Genomic DNA, 19,269 nt, shown 5'->3' with positions numbered 1-19,269 from the left:
ACGGCTCAGGCGAGAATGGGACGCAGCGGTTCGACGCGGGTGATGCTGTAGTCCAGCCCCGCGGACGCCAGCACCGTGGCGATGACGTGCTCGGGGAGGATGTTCTCGCCGTTCGGGTCCGACGCGCCGTTGCGCAGGTCGAAGGTGCCCGGCGCCATGCCAATGTCACCGCTGCGGCCGAACACGAAGTTGTGCTTGATGCCGGCCCCCATCAGCAGCGCGGAGTTGCTCAGGTGGTGGTCACGTCCACCGGAGCTGTTGATGAGTGGCGTTCGGGAGAACTCGGAGAACACCATGATGGTGGTGTGGTCCATGAACTTGCCACCCGCGGGATGGTCGCTGTCACGCAGGTCCTGTACCAACATGGCCAGGGCGTCGAAGCCGCGCCGCTGATTGTTGGCCTGCGTGAGCTGGCTGCCAAAGTGGGTGTCCAGGCCGCCCGTGAGGTTGATGGTGACGCACTGGGCGATGCCCTTCTTCAGCGCGGTCGCCACCGTGGCGGCGCGGCCGCGCTCGCCATTCACGTCGTTGATGTTGTTCAACTGGTAGCGCCCGCGGATGGCCGCCATCTCCGGGCCGTGCGGCAGATTGGCCGCGGCGAGGAAATCGAACGACTTGTCCAGTCCCTGGGACTGGATGAGCCGCATCTGCTCCTGGCTGTTCGAATAGGTGGTGCCCAACCCACGCGCGCCATAGGCCGCCTGCTCGCAGTTGACGGGCTGGCCGCGGAAGTCGAGCAACTGCTTCTCGATTTCGCTGTCCAGCATGTCCGTGCTGCCCTTCAGCGTCAGGATCAGGTCGTCCCGGCGGCTGACGCGCAGCGCGTTGGCATAGCCGCCGTACCGGTCGTTGTACGACTCCACGTTGTAGGAAATGGAGGCAATGGGCACGCGCGGCTTCATCTGCCCCACGATTTCAGTCGCCGTGGAGGAGCCACGCGCCGCGCTGCCGATGGGCATCTTCCCGGTGAGGAAGTAGCGGTAGCCCACCTCGTGGCCCAGCGTGTTCATGTTGATGCCGCGCACCACGGTCATCAAGTCGTAGTGCTTGGCCAGTTCGGTGCCCACCGCGGGCCCGAAGTCGATGTTCGACCGGCCCACGCCCGGAAGCTCCGCGGGGATGAGCGGCCGGGACTCGAAGCGGGAGTCGTTTATCTGGTCGTAGCCCGGGAGGATTTTCGTCTCCGAGGCACGGTCCGCGGTGAACTCGGTCGGGTCCCGCGGGTCGAAGGCCAGCAGCTGGTCCCATCCACCGTTGAAGTAGACGAACACGAAGCAGCGGTCCGCCGGCGCCACCTCCGCCGCCTGGGCGAAGGCGCGGAAGGGCAGCCCACCCAGCAGGGTGGAACCCATGAAGCCAGCAGTGGCCTTGAGGAAGGTGCGGCGCCCGTGAGCGCAATTCTCGTCGTGGCGGTTCTTCTTCATCGCGGTCACTCCGAGCGTCAGTAGGTGATGAAGCGCGGGTCCGTCAGCATGGCGATACACACCACGGCCAACGTCTCATGGCGCTTGGAAGAGGCGAGGGTCTGCACCCGGGTCGCGGCCTGGGTGAAGAAGGACGTCCACTTCGTGAGCTCTTCGCCCGACAGCGGCGCGCCCCAGAAGCGGGTGGACATGTAGACGAGCTGCGCGCGCACCTCCGCGTCCGTCAGCTTCGTCAGGTCATCCCACTTCTCCGGCAGCAGCCGGCCCATGGTGCGGGCCGACGCGTCCGTCATGCGCATCTCCGCGGACGCCTGGCTGATGCACACCTTGCGCGCGCCGTCCTCCAGGAACTTGGCGAACACCAGGTTGGGCTCGGTGTTCTCGCTCACCACCAGGGCGTAGTCCGCGCGCCCCATGGACGTGGCGCGCGAGTCCAGCTCGCTCCAGCGCTGCCCCACCGCCCCGACGATGGCGGCGTCCAGTTGGGCCACGGTGAGCCGGCGCGGGGCGCGGCCCACGCTGCCGCCCTGGGCCTCGGGGTCCGGCAGGGGCGTGAAGTCCCCGGGCTGATGCGGGTTGGGGATGGGCTCGATGATGCCGTCCGCGGGCTGCGTGTCATCCTTCGTGCAACCGGTGGCCAGCGCGAGCAGCGCGGCGGTCAAGACGAAGCGGCGCATCAGTCAATCCTCCGGTAGGCGTCGGACGTCACCACTCGCTCGATGAGCGCCTTGAGGCGGTGGCCGTTGCGCGCGAAGTCCTGCGCGAAGGGCACCAGGTACATGCGCTGCTCCTCCGCCGTCATCGGGCGGCCGAGGAACTCGGTCCAGATGCGCCGCACCGTGCAGCGCTCCAGGTCACCCGACTGGAGCATCTTCTGCACCAGCAGCGCGGGACCGGCCTCGATGTTCTGCTCCTCGTCCGCCGTGCGGTACAGGTACGTCTTGAGCATGCCCAGGCTGCTGGCGCCGTCACCGTCGTAGGCCTGCATGATGTACTGGCTGCACTCGCCGCCGCAGTTGGTGTCCCCGTTGAGGGCGCAGTCGCGGCACTTCGGGTCGTAGCGAGGGAACTGGTCGGGCGCGAGGAACTGCGCGGAGCGCTCCGCGTAGCGGCCCCAGTGCGCGCCGGTGGGCTCGATGGTGGCGTGGCAGTAGTTGCAGCCGCAGCGCACCGCCAGGTTGTTCTCGCGGTTGCACGCGTCCTCCGGCGCGGGCGACGAAGCCCCCGGCGGCGGCGCGAACGTCTTGCAGAGGAAGGCTTCGTAGAAGTGGTTCACCCGCGCGCGGTGCGTGGGGAAGCGGTAGAGGTAGGACGGCGTGGTGAGCACGCCCGCGTGCCCCTCGTCACGCGTGTACTCCGCCCACGCCTCCGTGTCGTTGTAAGGCACCGCCGGCACGGCGCCCTGCGCGGCAGGCGTCGTCACGTTGAAGACGCCCACGCCCTGCTGGTTGCGGAAGTACTCAGACAGGGTGCCGTTCATGAACGAGCGGCGCGTGGTGAGGATGTTGAAGTAGGGCTCGTCGCGCTGCACCACCGACTCGGCGATGCGCAGCGGCTCGTCGTTGAAGGCGGCCACGCGCAGGCTGTGCACGTCCCGGATGTCCTGCGCGGTGATGGCGGGCGTCTCGCAGCGGCGCATGCCCACGCCGCAGCCGCAGCTGCGGTCGGTGGAGAAGCGGGACGTCTCACAGGACGCCATGTTCCAGGGGTTGTGGGTCCGCTCCTGCGCGTCGATGGCGCACACCTTGACGCTCTCCGGCGTCTTGTCAGTGGCCCAGTAGGGCGCGGCCTTGTTCACGAAGCCCTCGCGCAGGACGCAGCCGCGCTGAACCCCGTAGTTGCCCTTGAGTCCGCTGCGCAGCTCCAGGTCCAGCGTGCAGCGCCTCAGCTCGGTGAGCGCCGGCTTGGAGTCCGGGTTCGGGTGCTTGAACGCCTTGATCTTGGCGCCATCCATCTCCTTCACCGTCAGCGCCCGGGTCGTGGCCTTCTCCGGGTCCGGCTCGCAGATGAAGGCCCCCGCGCTGCTGCCCGAGCCGCGCTGATCGCAGAAGAAGAGGTACTCGTGCTTCGGGTGGCTGGTGCTCAGCAGGTCCGAGCACTTCGCCGTGCCATCCGGCGTGGTCGGCGCGAGCGGCGTACACGCGTAGTAGTTCGTGTCGTAGTCGTAGCTGACGGCCAGCGGCACGCCTTCGTCGTCGTGGCACTTCGTCCGGGGACGCTCGGTGAGCGGCGCCGCGTGCGCATCCGGCTGCTCCGCCGTGAGGCACTGGTCCTGCGCGATGTCTGAGTTACACGTCGCGCTATTCGCGCCGCGCAGCGTCGCGGCGGGATTGCCCGCCACGCCATAAGCGGCGGTGATGCCGTTACCCGTCACCCGCGAGTTCTGGTTGTTGTTGAGGCTTCCGGAGAGGTTCGAGCGCAGCAACGAGCGGTGGTAGTTGCGGATGCGCGCGTTGAACTCGTCCTTCGTCATCATCGCGCGGATGTCTTCCACGTCGATGGAGCCCTTGGCCTGGGCAGCCTGGTACTCCTCGTAGGTGGGAGGGCGGCCGAGCAAGTCCAGCGACAGCTGCCGGAGATGCCGTTCCAGGGGCACCTTCGCGACAACTGGTGAACAGACAGCCTCCTCTTGAGCGGAGGCTGGCTGGGCCAGCAGCAAGGCGGCACCAGCCAGGCAGGCAAGGTAGCGCACACGGAGCACGGGGGACCTCCGGAAGGGGGGGTCGGGGGGGGACCACTCTCAGTATGCAGGAATTACCGTTTCAAGTTCCAGTAATGCCTAATGAAACTTTCCATCCCACGTGGATTCCCTAATAGTGTCAACCAGTTAGCAGGGGTTGCAACGAAGCCCGCCGCGCGAGAAATAGGGCCCCATGTCGAACGCCGCCCCTGCCGCGCTGCAGCCCCGGGTGAGTGACCGGGCCTTCTTCATCTTCACCGCCGTGGTGTCCGCGCTGGCGTTGGCGTTCATCGGGTGGATTCTGCTGGTGCGCGGCGGCGGCCCGGTGGACGGGGTGAACCTGCGCTTCCTCCCGGCAGTGAATGCGGGCCTCAACGCCACGGCCGCGGCGCTGCTCATCGGCGGGTGGGTGGCGATCAAACGGGGCGCGCGGCAGGCCCACCAGTATCTGATGGTGTCGGCCTTCACCGCGTCCGCGCTCTTCCTGGTCTGCTACCTGTCCTACCACTTCGTGCATGGCGACACGCGTTATGTGGGGGACTGGCGCGGGCTGTACCTGTGCATCCTGGCCAGCCACGTGCTGCTGTCCATGCCCGTGGTGCCCATGGCGCTGGTGGCCTTCTACTTCACGTGGCGCAAGGACTTCGTGCGGCACCGCAAGGTGACGCGGTGGCTGGCGCCCATCTGGGTCTACGTGTCGGTGACGGGCGTCGTCGTGTACTTCATGCTGCGTGGCAGCGTGCCCGCCGTCCTGTGACGCGCTGAATCAGGGCGTCGACGAAGCAGTCAGGTGGAGGGGCTCCGGAGGGCACCGCGCCCAGTCGATGTCAGGCGGAGACGGAGGCAGGTGCCTGTCCCTGTCGCAGCCAGTCAGCGAAGGCGTCGAAGGTGTCCTGCGCGCCTGTCACCACGCGGGCATCGAAGGAGTCTTCCGTCGCGGCAACGGCGGCCTGGTTGACGGCGTCACCGAAGGCACGCCACCGGGGCCCGACCTCATCTCCGTACGCGCGGAAGAAGGAGAAGTCGCCCAGAGGCACGCCGTCGAAGTGGCGACGCAGGTGCCGGAGGATGAGCTGGCCGCCCAGCGTGGAGCCTTCCAGCACGTAGAGGCAGCCCAGGGCCTCGGGCACCCCCGCCAGCGAGGGCAACCCCGCGCAGTGTGGCAACTGTTCGAGCGAGGCGTCGTCGTGGCCAAGCGCGCGAAGGTCCTCCTTCAGGAGAGGAGCCTTCCAACGCGCGTGAACGGACAGGCCTGGAACCGCTTCAAGGCCCAGCCCGGCGAGCCGGCTCTCCAGCGGAACGTAGAAGCCGTGAAGCGCTTCCAGGTGACGTCGGTACGCCGTGGGCGTCAGGTCCGCATCCATCAAACGCACCTGGGCCTCGGTGCGCTCGTGGTGCGGGCGCGTCTCACTCTTCAGTCGCTGCATCAAGGACAAGGTGCTTGCACGATGCCGCTGTCACTGCCCGGTGGGAATTGGGAACTGTGGCCAAGTGTCCACCTCTCTACCCCTCGGGCGCTCTGGACACGGGCTCTCGAGCCTTCCTCAGCTGCAGAAGCCGCTGGCCATGCACGTCCGTCCCAGCCCACACGTCAGGCCAGAGGTGCGGCAGTTGGGCTGGCAGACCCCCGAACCCGTGCCGTCGCTGTAGCAGACGTACCCGGAGCGGCAGTCCCCCTGCCCCGTTCCCACCTGCAGCGTGCAGGTCGCCAGACATGCCTTGAGGCCCGAGGAGGAATCCACGATGGAGCACCGCGAACCCGCCGGACACGCGGAGCGGGTGCAATCCATGGAGCAGTACCCGCCCGGATAGTCCGTCACGCACACGCCCCCGGGACAGTCCACGTTGGAGCCGCACGCACTGCCCACCACCAGTGCCGGGTCATCATCGATGGGCGCCAGGGGAATCAGGTCGAAGCTCACATTCTCGATGCGGTCGCCCGCCTCCAGTTCCAGCGGCTCGAAGGAGTCCACGTTGCGCCAGTAGCCGGTGCGCTCGCCGTCCTCGAAGAAGTTGCCATCCTGGTCGTCGTCGATGGTCGCCAGCGCGAAGTACGTCCGCGGCGCCAGGGAGATGCTGTACGCGTAGTCCGCCGAGGCGCGCGCGACGGCAATGGCGTCCTCCGAGGCCTGCCACTCCCCTCGCGCGTCCTGCCACACGAACGCAATCAGTGCGTCCAGGTCATTGGCGGCGCCCGCCACGCCAATCTTCACCGCCACCGTCGCCGAGCCCGCCGTCCCCGAGCCCACCAGGCTCAGCGTCACCACGGTGTCCCCTCCGGCCAGCCCGGATGCATCCACGGCCACACTCAGCGAGGCCGAGCCGAAGGCGGGCACCCGCACCGTGCTGCCCTGCGGGAATGACACCGCCGAGGCATTGGGCCCACTGACGCTGGCCGACACCGTCAAATCGCCACCCTGGTTGCCGCCCACGTTGCTGAGGGTGAGCTGCTGCGTGCCACTGCCCCGGAAGAACAGCGTGGACGTCGTCACGTTGAGCTGAGGGTCCAACTTGCCGGGGTCCACGTTGGCGATGCGAGCCAGCGCCGCGCGCGCGTTGACGAGCCCCGCGCCGCAGCCTTCCGGGCACTGCGCGTTGGTGAGCGGCGTGGCGGTTTCCTTCAAGATGCTCTCCGCCAGCGCGGCCGTCAGGTCCGGTCGCAACGCCGCCATCAGCGCCACCACGCCCGCGACGTGGGGCGCCGCCATGCTGGTGCCCTGCGAGAAGGCATAGGCCGGCTGCCCGTTCTCATCCAGCACCGTGGACAGCACACCGTCCGGATAGCCGTCGCCGTTCAGGTCCTCGCGCATCTCCCCGCCAGACGCCACCACGTCCACGTCCACGCCGTAGTTGGAGAAGCTGCTGCGCTGCCCCGCCAGACTGGTGGAGCCCACGCAGATGACGTTCTGCTGGTTGCACGGCGTGCTGTTGCGCGCATCCACGTCCTCGTTGCCCGCGGCGACGACGAGGATGGCCCCGCGTCCCAAGGCCTCGTCGATGGCGCCCTGGTACAGGGCCTGCGGTGGCGCGCTGCCACCCAGGCTCATGTTCACCACCTTCGCGGGATTGGGATTGTCCGGCACGCCCGGCACGGTGCCGCCCGTGGCCCAGGTGATGGCCGCGGCGATGTCGAAGCTGCTCCCGCCCTTCTTCCCCAGCACTCGCACGGGAAGCAGCCGGGCGTTCCAGGCCACGCCCGCGACGCCCACCTGGTTGTTCGTGTCCGCGGAGATGGTGCCCGCCACGTGCGAGCCGTGCCACGACGAGCCGCCGCTGGGCGTGTCCCCGCCTTCGTCCCGCGGGTCGCTGTCCCGGCCGTCGCCGTCACCCGCGTTCTCCGGGTCCGAAATCATGTCGTAACCCGGCAGCACGTTGGTGAGGTCCGGGTGCGGAACGATGCCGCTGTCGAGGACGGCCACCACCACGCTGGACGCGTCCGGCACCAGGTCCCACGCGGCCGGCAGATTGAGCGTGGGGTAGTGCCACTGGAGGCTGTAGCCCCGGTCGTTCGGCGCCGCCGTCGCCCGCATCCGCTCATTGCGCACCGCGTACGTCACGCCCGGCACCCGGGCGAGCTGCGCCGCCCACTCCTGCGTCTTCGCGGCCGTCACCGCCTTGCCATCCAGCGGCTCGTAGCCCACCAGGTGCAAGTACTCACTGGCATAGCCCTTGTGCACCGCGCGGAAGCCCGGGCGCTGTACCGCCGCCAGCACGCGCTCCGGTGACAGGCCCGCTTCCTCGAAGCGGAGGATGACGTCTCCGGGAATCGAGGGGTCCTCGCGGGAGGCCCGCTCGAGCGGCGCGGCGCCCGACTGCGACGGGACGATGGGAAGCCCCGGCACGGCCTTCGGCGCCACCCGCGGCTCGCGCGAGCGCCCCGCGTGCATCCCCCGCAGCGTCTCCTTCAGCTTCTCCAGCTCACCCGCGCGAAACGGCGAGCGCACCGTCTGGGAGGCACTGTCGCCAGCGGACCGCTCGCTGCTCCGGAAAGGCGTCAGCGTCCCCTGGATGCGCCCGGTCCGGGAGGGCTGCTTCCCCGGGTCTTCGTCGTCGCCTGAACAGGAGGTGGCGGAGAGCAGCAACAGTCCCATCAACAACAGGCGACGCATTCGGGCAACCCCTCGAAAGAAACGAAAGGGGCGGCACCCTAGCATTCGCTGTCCGGCGGGGCCTCGCCACTCAGCTCGCCATCACCTCGCCGCCGTCTTCCGTGTCCTCTCCAACGCTGCCGTCGGCCGTATCGTCCAGTGCGCCGACATCTCGCGGCACGCCGTCCACGTACGTCACCACGTTGCCCGGCATCGCCGGCACCCGCGGCCCGGGCGTCACCACGCCCGTGAGGTTGAGCGGGTCGACACCGGACAGTTGCACCCGCACGCCGGACGGGGGCTGACGGCGCACCGAACGCGCCATGTCCACCGCCTCTGGCAGGGCGAACTGCTCGCCCACGAAGCCCGATACGAAACGACCACCGCGCACCTCGCCGCGCGCTTCCATGCGGCGGTACACGAAGAGCAGCTCGCGCCACGTGGGCGCCAGCGCCTCGCGCATCACCAGGTCGCGCCAGACAATGCCGTAACGCTGGAGGAAGAGGCGCGCCAGCGAGTCCAGCACCTCGTCTTGCGACTTCGGCTCCGCGGGCGCCAGCAGGCTCCAGCGGCCAGGGCCTCCGCGTTGGAGCAGCTTCTGCCGCTTGCGGTGCGCCGGGCTCTGGAGCACGCGCAGGTTCTGCACCGCGTCCGCCGTCACCAGCCCGCGCGCCACCAACTCCCACAACGCGTCCTCGATTTCGGCGGGCAGTCGCCGCGCGCGCGACACCAGGTCCTGGAAGAAGCAGGCGCCGCGCCGCTCCAGCACCGCGACCACGTCCTTGGCGGCCGCGCTCAAGTCCGGCGGCGTCCACACGTCCCCGTCCGACAGCACCGCGTGAGGCCGCGCCGCGGTGAGCATCCACTCCAGGTCCTCGCGAAGGGTGAAGGTCAACGACGCGTTGCGCGTGGGCGACGCTCGCGAGCGCGTGGGCGCGGGCTCCGGCGGCGTCACCGGCGCGCCCCGGCGAGGCCCCGGCGTGGGCTTCGCCTCCTTCGTCGTCAGGCGGCCCCAGGTCACCTCACCGGCGTAGCAGGCCCGCTCCAGCAGGTCCGGCGTGTAGCCGCGCATGCGCGCGGGCAGCAGGAAGCGCTCCCACGCGGACGCAGGCGCCTCATAGCCCTGCAGCAGCCGCACCGCCTTGAGCAGCCCCGTGGAGCCCCGCAGCGCGTCCAGTTCCTCCAGGTGGTGCCATCGGAAGAGGAAGCGCATGAAGTCCTGCGCGCTCAGCGGCTCGATTTCCTTGCGCAGCCGCCCCACCGTCAGCCGGTGGATGCGCTGGAGCAGGCGCCGGTCACACCACTCCAGCGGCGGGCTGGCTCCATCCGACAGCGGGACCTCCTGCGGACGGAAGCGGCCTCGCAGCACGTTGCCCTGGGCCTCCAGTTGGTGCATGGCCGCGTTGACGGAGTCCTCGTCCAACACGACGAGCCGGGACAGCTCCGCCACCGTGGTGGGCCCCAGCATCTCCATGCGTCCGCGCACCACCTGGAGCACGGCGGCGTCCCGCTCCACGGGCCGGTCATGCGCCAGCACCGGCAGCGGCGGCTGCATGGGCGCGTCCGGGAAGAGCACCCGCAGCGCGCTGCCCCGCTCCGCCGACACCAGGAAGCGGCCCGCGGGCAGGTCCATCCACGCCACCCGGCCCTGCTCGAACAGGGGCGTCGCCATGCCGCGCGGCACCTCCGCGGCGGGCAGCAGAATCAGCTGCAACAGCGCGTCGTGCAGCTCGTCCTCGTCGCGCATGGGCGGGGCGGCGTCCGCCACCACCGTGGCAATCGCCGCCGCGTCCAGCGCGCCGAAGGCCGTCACGTCCTCGGCGGGCATGGCGCGGCGCAGGGCCACGTTGCGCACGCGGCGCTCCTCGGCGGGCGCGTCATCCAGGAAGGTGTAGGGCTGGCTGTGAATCATCGCGTGCGCGAAGAGGCTGGGCTCCGGCACGTCGCGCGCCAGCAGGCGGATGCGGCCATCCCGCATGCCGCGCAGCACCTCGCGCAGGCCGTCCACGTCCATGGCCTCGCGCAGGCAGTCATCCATGGTCTGCTTCACCAGCGGATGGTCCGGCAGTTCCAGGTCGCCGCCGCCGTGGTTGTCCTGGCAGCCCACCTGCTCCGGGAACACCGACGCCAGCAGGTCCTCGCTGCGGGCGCGCTGGAGGTTGGGCGCCACGCGCTTGCCCCCCATCATCCGGTGCAGCGCGAGCGACCGCGTGGCCACCCACCGGAAGCGCGTGCCGAAAATCGGCGCCTGGAGCACCGCCTGCACCAGCACCTCCTCCACGTGGTCCGGGTGGAGGAAGTCGAAAATCTCCGCCAGCGGAAAGGAGTGCTGCTCACCCAGCGACAGGAGGATGCCGTCCTCCGTCGCCGCCGCCTGGAGTTCGAAGTCGAACGAGCGGCAGAAGCGCTTGCGCAGCGCCAGGCCCCACGCGCGGTTGATGCGGCTGCCGAAGGGCGCGTGGATGATGAGCTGCATGCCGCCCGCCTCGTCGAAGAAGCGCTCGGCCACCACCGTGGTGTGGCTGGGCACCGCGTCGAGCATCTTCTGCCCCGTGCGCAGGTAGCCCATCAGCGCGTCCACCGCGGGCGGCGGCATGCGCAGCTCCTTCTGGAGGAACGTCGGCGCATCCTCGCGCGACGTGAGTTCCTCGCGCAGGCGGCCCACCTGGAGCGACAGCTCGTCCGTGCGGCCCGGCGCCTCGCCGCGCCAGAAGGGCACGTTGGGCGGCGCGCCGCGCGCGTCCTCCACCTGCACCGTGCTGCCCGACACGCGTTGGATGCGCCACGCAGTGCTGCCCAAGAGGAAGATGTCCCCGGGCGAGGACTCCACCGCGAAGTCCTCGTCCAGCGTGCCCACCACCTTGCCCTCCGGCTCGGCGGTGACGTTGAAGGTGAAGGTGTCCGGGATGGCGCCGCCATTGGTGAGCGCGGTGATGCGCACGCCGCGCCGGCCCTTGAGGCGCTGGTTCACCCGGTCCCTGTGGAGGTGGATGCCCGCGCGGCCCCGTCGCGCCGCCACGCCTTCGGACAGCAACTCCAGCACGCCCTGGTACTCCTCCCAGGTGAGGTTGCGGTACGAGTATGCACGCTGGAAGAGGCTGAAGAGCGCGCGTTCGTCCCACTCCTCGCAGGCGCACGCGGCGACAATCTGCTGCGCCAGCACGTCCAGCGGCTTCTCCGGAATCCGCACCGCGTCCAGGTCTCCCTCACGCACGGCGTTGAGGAGCGCGGTGCACTCCATCAACTCATCGCGCGTCATCGCGAAGAGGATGCCCTTGGAGATGCCCGCCTTGTGGTGGCCCGCGCGGCCCACGCGCTGGAGCAACACGGAGATGGCGCGCGTGCTGCCCAGTTGCACCACCAGGTCCACGTTGCCCACGTCGATGCCCAGCTCCAGCGACGCGGTGGCCACCATGGCCCGCAGCTGCCCGGACTTCAGCTTCTCCTCCGCGGCCAGACGGATTTCGCGCGACATGCTGCCGTGGTGCGCCGCCACGGTACCCTCGCCCAGGCGTTCGCCCAGGTCGTGCGCCACGCGCTCCGCCATCTTCCGCGTGTTGACGAAGACGAGCGTCGTGCGGTGCGCCCCCGTCAGCGCCACCAGCCGGTCGTAGACCTGCCCCCACATCTCGTGGCTGGCCAGCGACGACAGCTCCGCGTCTGGAATCTCCAGCGTCAAATCCCACGGGCGCAGGTGGCCCACCTCCACCCGCTTGCAGTCCCGGTGGGAGGCGCCGGTGAGGAACCCGGCGATGGCGTCCAGCGGCTTCTGCGTCGCCGACAGGCCGATGAGCTGGGGCCGCACGTCCGTGAGCGCCTTGAGCCGCTCCAGCGACAGCGCGAAGTGGCTGCCCCGCTTGTCGCGCGCCAGGGCGTGGATTTCGTCCACGATGACGGTGCGCACCGCGCGCAGCGTGGCGCGCGCCTTCTCCGCCGTGAGGTAGAGGTAGAAGGACTCCGGCGTGGTGATGAGGATGTGCGGCGGACGGCGCACCATCTGGGCGCGCTCGGAAGCCGGGGTGTCTCCGCTGCGCACCTGGACGCGCAGCTCCTGCGGACGGAAGCCCTCCGCGCGGGCCCGGGCGAGCAGCTCCTCCAGCGGCTGGAGCAGGTTCTTCTGCACGTCGTTGCCCAGCGCCTTGAGCGGCGACACGTAGAGCACCTGCGTGCAGTCCGGCAGCGTGCCTTCCAGCGCCAGCCGGAAGAGCGCGTCCAGCGCGGCGAGGAACGCCGTCAGCGTCTTGCCACTGCCCGTGGGCGCGGCGATGAGCACGTCCTGGCCCGCATGGATGAGCGGCCAGCCCTCTACCTGGGGACGGCTGGGCTCGCCCAGCCGCTCGGCGAACCAGCGGCGCACCACCGGATGGAACGGCGCCAGCGCTGGATGCGCCGCGCACTCGGCGGCGAAGTCGAGGCTGATCTGCGGGGCCATGGGCACCTCCAGAACTAGCCTGAACACAGGTACAGCCCGGCGTCAACGCGACGGAACGTCGTGAGTAGGCCCCCACTGCGGGTGTTCCCCCACCAGGCGAGGGCCCAGCGGGACGCAACCCTTGCGTGCGGGCATGACGCTGACGCGTCACGGGAGCAGCGTGACGCGTCATCCACCGCCCGGCACAGGCCACCGCACACAGCGGAAGTCCATGACACGGAGCACACGCGCGGATGCACCGCGCATCGCCGCCAGGAGGAATGTGCCTTGCACATCGCACCTCGGAACATGAGGAGCGAAAACTTGAGCCCCACCCACCAGATTCCCCGGGCCCCCGTCGAAACCAGGCGCCCTGAGCCCTGCCGCGACGGGACGCCCGCCGCCGCGCGGAGGGGCGCGCCATGAGCGAAGCTTCCTACGACGTCGCCATCATCGGAGGCGGCCCAGCGGGCGCGGCCATGGCCGTGGCCTTGCGAGACCTGGCGCCCTTCCTGTCCATCGTCATGCTCGAGCGCACTGATTACGACACGCACCGCTCGGGCGAGACCTTGTCACCCGACCTCCGCATTCCCCTGTCCCGGCTCGGTGTCTGGAGCAGCTTCCTGCGCGATGGACACCTGGCCTCGCGCGGGACGTCCTCGTGCTGGAGCCGCGCGGAGCCCAGAGTCCAGGACACGCAGATGTCGCCCTGGGGCTCCGCCTGGCACCTGGACCGGGCACGCTTCGACGAACGGCTCAGCCTGGAGGCAGCCCGGCAAGGCGTCCGCGTCCTTCGCCTGACGACCCTGCTGGACGTCGAGTCCATCGCGAAGGAGGGCTATCGGCTGCACCTCTCCCAACGCAAGACGGGCGCGCTCACGCTGCGGGCGCGCTTCGTCGTGGATGCGACCGGATGGAAAGCCACCTTCGCCATGACCCAGGGCGCGCGGCGCCGCATCCGCGACCGCTGCTTCACCGTTCATGGCGCGTTCCAGCTCCGGCCAGGGGAATCATTCCCCACGGATGCCTTGGTGGAATCATGTCCGGAAGGCTGGTGGCACTCCGCGCGACTGCCCTCGGACTGTGTCGCCGTCACCCTGGTGGGTGATGGAGATTCCTTGCACGGACTGCGCTGGGCGACGCCGGAGCCGTGGGCGGCCCTGCTCGAACAAGCCCCCGTCACCCAGGCGAGGCTGGCGGCCTGCGACTTCGCCGGAGAGCCTCTCGTCGCGGCGCCCGTGCTCGTCGGCGAACTCGACCAGATGCACGGTGAGCGCTGGCTCGCCGTAGGCGATGCGGCCTGCACCCATGACCCGCTGTCCGCCCAGGGTATCTTCAGCGCGCTGGACTCCGCGCTCCTCGCCGCCGAAGCCCTGGAGCAATACCTGCGCGGTGAAGTGGATGCGCTCTGCGCCTACGAGCAAACGCTTCATCTGCGCTTCAACGAACACCTGCACAGACGAAGCAGCACCTACCGCGAGGAGCAACGGTGGCCCGACGCGCCCTTCTGGAAGAACCGGCACACCGCCTTCCCCGCCCTGACGCCCGCCGCGGAGCAGCGCTCCGCGCCAGCGCCCACCGGGCTCGCGCCATGAGGCACCGCGCTGCCCCTGCGCCTCTCAGAAAATCCAGAGGCGCTCCTTGGGGAACGCGAGCGTGTAGGCCCCCGGAGCCAACACCTGGCGCGTCGAGGCGCGCAGTGTCTGCCCTGCGGCATGGAACTGGTGCTCCCAGCGCCCGCCCACGTAGATGGAGCTCGCCAGCGCGGCCGGGAGCCGGTTCTCCCCGGGGCCGGATGCCAACTGGAGCTCCTCCACGCGGATGACGCCCGTGGCCGTGTCGCCACCGGAGCCGTCCCCACGCCGCTGCCCCCACAATGACTGGCTTCCCACCTGGAGCCGCGCCTCGCCGCCGCGGCGCTCCACCACGCGCCCTGACAGCGTGTTGTTCACCCCCATGAAGTCGGCGGCGAACAGACTCCTCGGCTCCGTGTAGAGCTGCTCCGGCGTCCCGTCCTGCACCATCCGCCCGCCGTCCAGCAGCATGATGCGGTCCGCGATGGCCATGGCCTCCACCTGGTCATGGGTGACGAAGAGCGCGGTGAGCCCCAGCCGCTTGATGAGCGCGCGAATCCACACGCGCGCCTCCTCCCGCAGCTTCGCGTCCAGGTTGGACAGCGGCTCGTCTAGCAGCACCAGCGGCGGCCCGTAGACGAGCGCCCGCGCCAATGCCACGCGCTGCTGCTGCCCGCCGGAGAGCTGGCTGGGGAAGCGGTCGCCGTAGCCCTCCAGGCCCACGCCCTGGAGCACCTCGCGCACGGCCCGGTCCACCTGCTCGCGGGACTGCTTGCGCAGCCGCAGGCCGTAGGCCACGTTGTCGAACACCGTCTTGTGCGGCCACAGCGCGTAGGACTGGAACACCAGCCCCAGGTCACGCCGCTCTGGCGGCAGGTTCACCTTCGCCGCCGCGTCGAACACCGTGCGCTCACCAATGTGGATGCGCCCGCGCGCCGGCGTCTCCAAACCAGCGACGGAGCGCAGCAGCGTGGACTTGCCGCTGCCGGAGCGGCCCAGCAGCGCCACCACCTCGCCGTCCCGGAAGTCGGCGGTGATGCCCTTCAGGATGTCATTCGTGCCGAGCCGGACGTGGACGTCCTCGACGAGCAACCTGGCCATGCAGTGACTTCCTTCCGGACAGGGAGCGCGTCCGGTCGGCATCGTGCGACAGCGCACGACAGGTGGCCAGCGTCAGTGCACCCTGAACAGGTGCTCCAGCGCGGCCAGCCCTGAGTCCGTCATGGCGACGCTCCCGCCTCAATGAACGCTGCGGGGGCCGGCACCGGCCACGGGCGCACGGCTGGAGGCCTTCGACCAGGTGACGCGGAAGGTGGCCGCCGTGCCGTCGAAGGCGATGGGCTTCACCTCCACATGCCCCGCGCCCGCCGACCGCAGCGTCTCCGCCAGGAAGCCCGCGGCGAAGTCCGGCGTGTCCGCCGTGACGTCCTTCATCCACAGCGTGGCGCTGTCCTGCGTGGACTCCTCCACGCGGACCTCATTGAAGTTGTTGCCGGCGCGGACGTTGTACGGCACCCGCTCCAGCGTGCGCCGCGGCCCCAACTGGGTGACGAGCGACAAGCTGGCCCGGCCCACCGACGTCTGCCGGAAGCCCTGGAGGAAGCGCGCGCCCAACTCGAAGCTGGCCTCGTGCGGAGGCAGGGCCGGGAAGACATCCTGCGCCGCCACGCGCAGGAAGGCGCGCCACTGCTCCAATGTGTACTGGGGGCGCAGCGGTTCCGACAAGTCGAGCCCCACCGCCTTCAGGCGCTGGCGTCCATCCCGGGTGAGATACGGCCCGAGCGCCCGCACGAAGAGCGCTTCCACGGACTGAGCGAAAATGAGCTTGTCTGACGCCATGCACGGAAGGTGGTAGCGGCAACCCCAAGCGGGGAGTCGTGAGGTGCCCCAATCGTCAGCTAATCATCATCGCGGCAGGCGAATGAGGAAGGTCGTGCCCTCCGTCGCACTGGAGGCCACCTGCGCGTCCCCGTCATGCGCCCGGACAATCTGCCGGGTGATGTAGAGGCCCAGCCCCAGGCCGCTGGGCGCGCCCGCGTCACTGGCGGCGCGCCGGCCCCGGCGCCAGGCGCCGAAGACATGGGGCAGGTCCTCCGGGGGGATGGGCGTGCCGCGGTTGTGGATGCGCAGCACCACTTCGCGCTCGGAGCCCTCGGCGCCCACCCACACGGTGCTCTCCGCCGGACTGTACTTCAGCGCGTTGGCCACCAGGTTGCCCACGGCCTGCTCCAGTCGGTCGGAGTCCCACTTCCCCAGGCCATCGCCCTTGGACTCCAACTGCACCACCCGGCCAGGATGGCTGGCGCGCAGCTCGTCCACGGTGCGGCGCACCACCTCGAACACGTCGCACGACGAGCGCACCACCGGAATGCCGCCGCCCAACCGCGAGCGCGCGAAGTCCAGCAGCTGGCGAATCATCCGGTCCATGCGCTCGGCGCTGGTGAGGATGCGCTCGGTGAGCATGCCCTGGCGCTCGTCCAACCCGCCCTTGCGCCGCAGCTGCTGCGCGGACATGGACAACGCGTTGAGCGGGTTGCGCAGGTCATGTCCCAACATGCCGATGAACTGCTCGCGGAACTCCTCCGCGCTGCGCGACTCCGTGACATCCCGTAGAGAGGACATCACCGCCAGCACCTCGCCGCTGGCCCCCAGCGCGGGCGACAGCACGTAGTCGAAGTACCGCGGGCCGCGGTCCGACTCCAAGGCGATGGTGCCTCGCTGCACGTGCCCCGTGCGCAAGGCCATCCGCACCTGTTCGAGGTACGGCGTCAGCGCCCCGTCCGCGGCCTGCATCTCATCCAGTGTCCTGCCCGGTGCATGCACGGCGTGGCTGCCGCGTGAGACATACAGGGACTGATTGGCCGACAGGACGCGCCCGGTCTCGTCGTAGAGCGCGATGGGGTCCGCCGCGCAGGAGATGGCCAACTCCAGGAGCTGGCGCTGGTGCACCACCTCGCGGGACAGCTCCTTCACCTCGCGCTCGGCCTGGCGCAGCCGGAGCAGCGCGTGGACCTGGGCCACCAGTTCCTCGGGGTCCACCGGCGCCACCAGGTAGCCGTCCGCGCCGTGCTCCAAGCCATGCGCCCGATCGCCCGGCCCCACGGCCTGTGCGGACAGGTGGAGCACCAGGACACCCTGTGTGCGAGGCGCCTCCTTCAACCTCCGGCACACCTCCAGGCCGCTGATGTCCGGCAGCCGCACGTCCAGGATGACGAGGTCCGTCTCCTCGTTCACCAGGGCAAGCGCCTCCATCCCGGAAGCGGCGTCCACGACGCGGAAGCCCGCCAGCCCCAGCACGCGGGAGGTGACATAGCGGCTGGCCGCGTCGTCGTTGACGTTGAGGATGAGCGCGGAAGTGGGAGGCATACGGAGGTGTGCGGGCCAGGCTCTTTCGTAGCCGCGCCTCCGCCTGAACGCCAGATGTTACGGATGCCAACAGGAGCGCTGTCGGAGCAGGCAGACAAGCGACTGTCCAGGAACCCAGCGAAAAGTTCATGACCCGTGCCGACCGAGCCGTTTCGCGATAGGGAAGGCCGCATGCGCCCTCCCTGTCGCCCTCTTCCCGCGGACGGCCGCTTCCTCCAGGCCGTGGGTCCCACTCCGCTCGTCCCCGTACGTCTCCACGAGGAGGGCCCCACCATCTGGTGCAAGCTGGAGTTCCTCAACCCCAGCGGCTCCACCAAGGACCGCATCGCGCGCTACATGCTGGAGAAGGCGTGGCGCCAGGGGGAGCTGGTCCCCGGCGGCGAGGTCATCGAGGCGTCCAGCGGCTCCACGAGCATCGCCCTGGCGCTGGCCTGCGCCCAGATGGGCCTGCGCTTCACCGCGGTGATGCCGGAGGGCGTCACCGGGGAGCGCATCCTCACCATCCGCGCCTATGGTGGTGACGTGGTGCTGGTGCCGCGCGAAGCCGGCGTGCACGGCGCCATCGTGAAGGCGGAGGAGCTGGCGCGTGAGCGCAAGGCCTTCGCGCCGCGTCAGTTCGAGAACCTGGACAACGCCGAGGCCCACCGGGTGTGGACGGGCCAGGAGATTCTGTCGCAAATCCCAGGCGGGCTGGTGCACGGCGTGGTCAGCGGCGTAGGCACGGGCGGCACCGTGGTGGGCCTGTACCAGGCCTTCGCGGAAGCAGGCTGTCCGGTGACGGCCTTCGTGGCGCGCCCCATCGCCGGCCTGGGCTGCGACATCGAATGTTGCAGCTTCAGCCCCCGCGTCCCGGGCGTGGTGGATGGCATGTCCCGGCTGTACCGCGAGGCGGACATGCCGGGCCGCGTTGAAATCGACGTGTCGGACGACGTCGCCATGAGCACCGCCAGGGCGCTCATCCGCCGCGGCTTCCCGGTGGGACCGTCGTCCGGCCTCAACTACGTCGCCGCGGTGGAAGCCGCGAAGCGACTGGGCCCGGAGGCGCAGGTGGTGACGGTGTTCCCCGACCGCATGGAGCGCTACTTCTCCACCGAGCTCATCCAGCCCAAGCCCGTGCCAGCACGCGGCGCGGCATGAGTTGAAAGGGAATGACGTGGCGCGTGCGGAGTTGCACGCGCCGTCCCGCCGCGCTATCTGCTGGGCAAGCCCACGTTCATGCTCGTCCGAGTCCTGACATTACTGGTGGTCCTGGGGCTGCCTCCCATCGCGGGGGCGGTCGAGGGGCTGTTCCATTTCTGCCAGGGCACGGTGAAGCTGGACCTGACGTGTGTCTGCCCCCAGTCGAAGCGGAAAAAGGCCGCGCCCGTCGCGCAGGAAGCGGGCATCCGTGGCAACCACTACGACTGCTGCGGCGAACTCGCCGTGCAGCTCCCGGCGCCGGAGCCCGTCACCGCGAGCTCACGCCATGCGTGGGCGCTGACACCCCTGGCGGTGCTTCCCCAGGCTGTCCCCGTGGTGCCGCCAGCACCCGAGGCCCTGCCCACGTCGTGGGTGCGCATCCGGGGCGTGCATCACTCCACCGCGCCACCGCTGTACCTGCAGCACTGCTCCTACCTCATTTGAGACGTCCGGCCCGCAAGCGCTGAGGCCTGGCAGGTGGACGTGTGTCCACCGGCCGGATTCCGCCCGCCGCCGGTGACGTCCTTCTCCCGGCGACAGGCTCGTA

The 19,269-nt window shown here is 69.8% G+C and carries 13 protein-coding genes; 4 read left to right on the top strand and 9 right to left on the bottom strand.

Translation table 11 applies throughout. The features are described from left to right. Positions 1 to 5: 5 nt before the first annotated feature. The 3 genes from OZ403_RS05130 to OZ403_RS05120 are packed head-to-tail and all read right to left on the bottom strand — an operon-like array spanning position 6 to position 4,125. Positions 6 to 1,424: a DUF1501 domain-containing protein gene (locus tag OZ403_RS05130; RefSeq protein ID WP_140787827.1), complete on the bottom strand. Its 1,419-nt coding sequence runs from the start codon at positions 1,422 to 1,424 to the stop codon at positions 6 to 8. 17 nt (positions 1,425 to 1,441) lie between these two features. Next, positions 1,442 to 2,101 (bottom strand): hypothetical protein, encoded by a 660-nt coding sequence (locus tag OZ403_RS05125; protein WP_140787825.1) that lies wholly within the window; start codon positions 2,099 to 2,101, stop codon positions 1,442 to 1,444. After that, complete coding sequence (locus tag OZ403_RS05120; protein WP_140797354.1) at positions 2,101 to 4,125, bottom strand: DUF1585 domain-containing protein; 2,025 nt, start codon at positions 4,123 to 4,125, stop codon at positions 2,101 to 2,103. Before OZ403_RS05120 ends, OZ403_RS05125 begins: the two co-directional genes overlap by 1 nt. Before the next feature lie 172 nt (positions 4,126 to 4,297). Between OZ403_RS05120 and OZ403_RS05115 the strand changes: the two genes are divergently transcribed. Beyond that, on the top strand, positions 4,298 to 4,861 hold the full coding sequence (locus OZ403_RS05115) for a DUF420 domain-containing protein (RefSeq protein ID WP_140787821.1): 564 nt from the start codon (positions 4,298 to 4,300) through the stop codon (positions 4,859 to 4,861). A gap of 70 nt (positions 4,862 to 4,931) precedes the next feature. On the opposite strand, the gene OZ403_RS05110 is transcribed toward OZ403_RS05115, so the two are convergent. From OZ403_RS05110 to OZ403_RS05100, 3 genes are all read right to left on the bottom strand, one after another. After that, positions 4,932 to 5,531, bottom strand: coding sequence for a biliverdin-producing heme oxygenase (locus OZ403_RS05110; protein WP_268783618.1), 600 nt, complete (start codon positions 5,529 to 5,531; stop codon positions 4,932 to 4,934). Positions 5,532 to 5,648: 117 nt separating this feature from the next. After that, positions 5,649 to 8,213: a S8 family peptidase gene (locus OZ403_RS05105; RefSeq protein WP_268783617.1), complete on the bottom strand. Its 2,565-nt coding sequence runs from the start codon at positions 8,211 to 8,213 to the stop codon at positions 5,649 to 5,651. 70 nt (positions 8,214 to 8,283) lie between these two features. Then, positions 8,284 to 12,624, bottom strand: coding sequence for a DEAD/DEAH box helicase (locus OZ403_RS05100; RefSeq protein ID WP_268783616.1), 4,341 nt, complete (start codon positions 12,622 to 12,624; stop codon positions 8,284 to 8,286). Positions 12,625 to 13,025: 401 nt separating this feature from the next. On the opposite strand from OZ403_RS05100, the gene OZ403_RS05095 reads away from it, so the two are divergent. Continuing rightward, positions 13,026 to 14,198: an FAD-dependent monooxygenase gene (locus OZ403_RS05095; RefSeq protein WP_140797347.1), complete on the top strand. Its 1,173-nt coding sequence runs from the start codon at positions 13,026 to 13,028 to the stop codon at positions 14,196 to 14,198. Between the two features lie 24 nt (positions 14,199 to 14,222). Here OZ403_RS05095 and OZ403_RS05090 read toward each other — a convergent pair whose 3' ends face one another. The 3 genes from OZ403_RS05090 to OZ403_RS05080 form a co-directional block, all read right to left on the bottom strand. Further along, positions 14,223 to 15,278 carry an ABC transporter ATP-binding protein gene (locus tag OZ403_RS05090; protein WP_140787811.1) on the bottom strand — a complete coding sequence of 352 codons (1,056 nt, stop codon included), beginning with the start codon at positions 15,276 to 15,278 and terminating at the stop codon, positions 14,223 to 14,225. Between the two features lie 138 nt (positions 15,279 to 15,416). Continuing rightward, positions 15,417 to 16,016 (bottom strand): DUF2378 family protein, encoded by a 600-nt coding sequence (locus OZ403_RS05085; protein WP_268783615.1) that lies wholly within the window; start codon positions 16,014 to 16,016, stop codon positions 15,417 to 15,419. A gap of 66 nt (positions 16,017 to 16,082) precedes the next feature. Continuing rightward, the gene (locus OZ403_RS05080) at positions 16,083 to 17,543 is read right to left on the bottom strand and encodes a sensor histidine kinase (protein WP_140853135.1); all 1,461 of its coding nucleotides are present in this window, start codon (positions 17,541 to 17,543) and stop codon (positions 16,083 to 16,085) included. Positions 17,544 to 17,714: 171 nt separating this feature from the next. Between OZ403_RS05080 and OZ403_RS05075 the strand changes: the two genes are divergently transcribed. Continuing rightward, positions 17,715 to 18,680, top strand: coding sequence for a PLP-dependent cysteine synthase family protein (locus OZ403_RS05075; protein WP_140787805.1), 966 nt, complete (start codon positions 17,715 to 17,717; stop codon positions 18,678 to 18,680). Between the two features lie 78 nt (positions 18,681 to 18,758). Continuing rightward, positions 18,759 to 19,166 carry a hypothetical protein gene (locus OZ403_RS05070; protein WP_268783614.1) on the top strand — a complete coding sequence of 136 codons (408 nt, stop codon included), beginning with the start codon at positions 18,759 to 18,761 and terminating at the stop codon, positions 19,164 to 19,166. The last annotated feature ends 103 nt before the right edge of the window (positions 19,167 to 19,269 follow it).

Source organism: Myxococcus sp. NMCA1, from assembly GCF_026810205.1.
Taxonomy (GTDB): domain Bacteria; phylum Myxococcota; class Myxococcia; order Myxococcales; family Myxococcaceae; genus Myxococcus; species Myxococcus xanthus_A.
The sequence above is the reverse complement of the archived record's forward strand: the minus strand, read 5'-3'. Positions and strand labels throughout refer to the sequence as shown.

Coding starts and splice junctions, on each gene's coding strand:
- OZ403_RS05130 (WP_140787827.1), bottom strand. CDS start 1,424: ATGAAGAAGAACCGCCACGACGAGAATTGCGCTCACGGGCGCCGCACC.
- OZ403_RS05125 (WP_140787825.1), bottom strand. CDS start 2,101: ATGCGCCGCTTCGTCTTGACCGCCGCGCTGCTCGCGCTGGCCACCGGT.
- OZ403_RS05115 (WP_140787821.1), top strand. CDS start 4,298: ATGTCGAACGCCGCCCCTGCCGCGCTGCAGCCCCGGGTGAGTGACCGG.
- OZ403_RS05110 (WP_268783618.1), bottom strand. CDS start 5,531: ATGCAGCGACTGAAGAGTGAGACGCGCCCGCACCACGAGCGCACCGAG.
- OZ403_RS05105 (WP_268783617.1), bottom strand. CDS start 8,213: ATGCGTCGCCTGTTGTTGATGGGACTGTTGCTGCTCTCCGCCACCTCC.
- OZ403_RS05100 (WP_268783616.1), bottom strand. CDS start 12,624: ATGGCCCCGCAGATCAGCCTCGACTTCGCCGCCGAGTGCGCGGCGCAT.
- OZ403_RS05095 (WP_140797347.1), top strand. CDS start 13,026: ATGAGCGAAGCTTCCTACGACGTCGCCATCATCGGAGGCGGCCCAGCG.
- OZ403_RS05090 (WP_140787811.1), bottom strand. CDS start 15,278: ATGGCCAGGTTGCTCGTCGAGGACGTCCACGTCCGGCTCGGCACGAAT.
- OZ403_RS05085 (WP_268783615.1), bottom strand. CDS start 16,016: ATGGCGTCAGACAAGCTCATTTTCGCTCAGTCCGTGGAAGCGCTCTTC.
- OZ403_RS05080 (WP_140853135.1), bottom strand. CDS start 17,543: ATGCCTCCCACTTCCGCGCTCATCCTCAACGTCAACGACGACGCGGCC.
- OZ403_RS05075 (WP_140787805.1), top strand. CDS start 17,715: ATGCGCCCTCCCTGTCGCCCTCTTCCCGCGGACGGCCGCTTCCTCCAG.
- OZ403_RS05070 (WP_268783614.1), top strand. CDS start 18,759: ATGCTCGTCCGAGTCCTGACATTACTGGTGGTCCTGGGGCTGCCTCCC.